This is a genomic window from Pinirhizobacter sp., from assembly GCF_035317885.1.
In the GTDB taxonomy this organism is placed as follows: domain Bacteria; phylum Pseudomonadota; class Gammaproteobacteria; order Xanthomonadales; family Rhodanobacteraceae; genus Pinirhizobacter.
Window position 1 is genome coordinate 1 of the sequence record NZ_DATHFX010000419.1, and the last position, 2,644, is coordinate 2,644.

Consider the following 2,644-nt stretch of genomic DNA (forward strand, 5'->3'; position numbering starts at 1 on the left):
AGCCAGGGCTCGCCACTGGCGAATGTCGTGGTGGTTTCCGGCCAGGCCGATCCGCGGGGTTTTTCGCAGCGAGACGGCATGCTGGTCATGAGCGCCCGCCCGGTGAGAAGTTCGCTACTGGCACGCGTGTGCGAGCTTGCCCTGGGACTGGGCGAGGCCTCGCCGCCCCTGCCGGATGAGCCCGACACACCGGCGCCATCATCGCCTGCGCGGATCCTCGTGGCCGACGACAATCCCACCAACCAGGCACTCATCCGTGCACAGCTGGCGCGCCTGGGTCGAACCTGCACGGTCGTCGACGACGGCGGCCAGGCACTGGACGCGCTGGCAAGCAGACCCTGGGACCTGGCGATCGTGGACGTGCACATGCCGGTGTTCGATGGTTACACGGTCGCCCGGCAATGGCGTGAGCGGGAGGCCTCGATCGGCGGGCACCTGCCCATCGTGGCGATGACGGCCAACGCCCAACCCGATGAGGTAGTGCGCTGTCGCTCGGCGGGGATGGACGGCTTCATCGCCAAACCGGCGAACCTGGCGGACCTGCGCAAGATGCTCGACACGTGGTTGCCGAAGGCCGCGCTGCCGCCGTCAACGATGCTCGACTACGAATTGCTGCGGGAGAACTTCGGCTCCGATGCAGTCGCTGCGCGGATTGTCCGGGAGTTCTCGCGGGTGACGCGTTCGGAACTGGCCGCCGTAATGGATACGCTCGATACGTCGAGCCCCGCGGAACTGCGTCTATGGCTGCACAGGACAGTCGGCGGCATGCATGTTTTCGGTAGTACTGCCCTCACCGACCGCGGCGACGTGCTCGAGCAAGTCATCGATGGGCTGGAGCCCGTCGCGGCACATGAAGCTTTCGCAGCCTTCGGTGCAAGCCTGGGTGCACTGCTGGATGAAATCGACGGATGGGCGGAAGGTATCGAAGAAGCCTGAGCCGAAGGAGATGTAAGTCAGCCACGCAGGCCGTGGACGAGCGTGGACATGTCCAGGTGGACGGCCCGCAACCTCGGCAGGAGACGGCAGGCGAGTGCCGCAAGCGCAGGATCGTTTTTGGCAATCGCTTCGAAATGGCGCAACAGGCGATTTTCAGCCCGTTCCAGCAGTGCGATCCCGGCATTGTCGGGGTTGCCTGCCAGGCGCATGCGCCATGCGGCCATGAGCGCCCGCTGACGACCGGCCAGGCTCGCCTGGGTCGTGATGCTGCCACCCCGGGCCTCGACCTCGCGGCGCAACTCACCCACGGTGACGGCCAGGGTGGCGGCCATTTCAGTAAACACCGCCCGCAGGCCAGGCTCGGAGACCATCGATGCCGCCTTCAGGTACAACTCGCGATCGTCGCTGGCGCGGCGCAGGAGTTGAGACAACGAACGGATGGCGGTGCGGTCCATGACGGTCCACAAGCTAGCGTCACGGCCCTTACCCGTGCCTAAACCGGCCCCGGCAGCGTTTACGTGGCGTTCCTTTTAAGGCGCGATCTGGAGCAGATTCAGGGGGCGGCCGTGGTCGTCGGTCAGTCCTTCGGAAAGCTCCGCCAGGCGGCGGATGTCTGGACACAAAGCCTGCACTTTGGGCCGCAGTTCGCGGTTTACCCGCGCCTGGACCCGAGCCTCCAGGCCTGTGCTCAAGGACGACGCCCGCTCGCGAAGATCCGCGGCGCCGGCGAGGTCGCCGTTCATGGCCAGGTCCACGGCATCGGAGGTCAGGCTCGCGGCCACCAGGGGAGCAAGATCGGTGACCAGGCCATTGGCGTAGCTTTCGAAGGCATCGCCCTGCCAGTCGTGGGTGCTGTTGCTGCGGGCGATGCGGGCATGCAGCTCCGCGACATGGCCGCTGAGCTTTCGATCGAATTCACCATCCTGCAGGGCGGCCGGTGCACTGCGTGCTACTTCTTCGCGCACAGCCCGCGCGGCGATGTCCACACCGGCATCCGCGGCCCCGCGCAAGCGCGGGACCAGTGCGCGAAGCTGCCGTTCGAACAGGGCTGCCTGGTCCTGGGCGTCGGGACGTAGCGCTACGGTACGGCCGTCGACCACCACCGAACCATCGTCCAGGCCGACCTGGCGCGGCGCGGGTTGGGGGCGGTCGAACAGGATGCCGCGCGAGCGCACGGTAAGGTCATAGCTGCTGCTGGCGTGGCAGGTAGTCGCCAACTCCTGGGCCGCGACGGCGGAAGAAGCAAACAGGAGGGCAGCCGACAGGAAAATGCGCATGGAAGCGGAGCCAGGACGATGATGACGCGTATCGTCGGGGGCTCCGGCCGCATGGCGGCTGAACCGGCGCCTGGAAGTTGTCTTCAGTCGGCCGGGCTGACGTCCGCCCTGCCCAGACGCCAGGCCACCCAGCCAAGCACCGGGATCACCAGTATCTGAAGACCCAGCGATATATACATGGGCGTGAGGATCGACCCCACGGCGTTGGCGAAGTCGCCCGATGCATCGGACGAGGCCAGGGCCCCTAGGCCCTCGCGTAATTGGGTAATGGTGCGCCACATCGAAAACACGCTGGTGGCCGCCCAGATCGCCACCAGCAGGCACGCCAGACGCAGCGGCAGCACGGCGCGGCGCTTGCCGCCCAGCACCAACACTGCCAGGACGGCCAGGGACACGGCGGCGATGAAGCAGGCGATATCCCTAACGAGCTG

4 protein-coding genes are annotated in these 2,644 nt (G+C 66.7%); 1 reads left to right on the top strand and 3 read right to left on the bottom strand.

What is annotated here, in order from left to right; all coding sequences use genetic code 11:
* A partial coding sequence (locus VK519_RS13775) for a response regulator (RefSeq protein ID WP_324350686.1) occupies positions 1-936 on the top strand: 936 nt, incomplete at its 5' end.
* Positions 937-953: 17 nt separating this feature from the next.
* On the opposite strand, the gene VK519_RS13780 is transcribed toward VK519_RS13775, so the two are convergent.
* The 3 genes from VK519_RS13780 to VK519_RS13790 form a co-directional block, all read right to left on the bottom strand.
* Positions 954-1,391, bottom strand: coding sequence for a PA2169 family four-helix-bundle protein (locus VK519_RS13780; RefSeq protein WP_324350688.1), 438 nt, complete (start codon positions 1,389-1,391; stop codon positions 954-956).
* A 75-nt stretch (positions 1,392-1,466) separates the two neighbouring features.
* Positions 1,467-2,213, bottom strand: a complete 747-nt coding sequence (locus VK519_RS13785; RefSeq protein WP_324350690.1) for a DUF2884 family protein — start codon at positions 2,211-2,213, stop codon at positions 1,467-1,469.
* A gap of 83 nt (positions 2,214-2,296) precedes the next feature.
* Positions 2,297-2,644 (bottom strand): hypothetical protein (locus VK519_RS13790; RefSeq protein ID WP_324350692.1); only part of this gene is annotated, 348 nt, incomplete at its 5' end.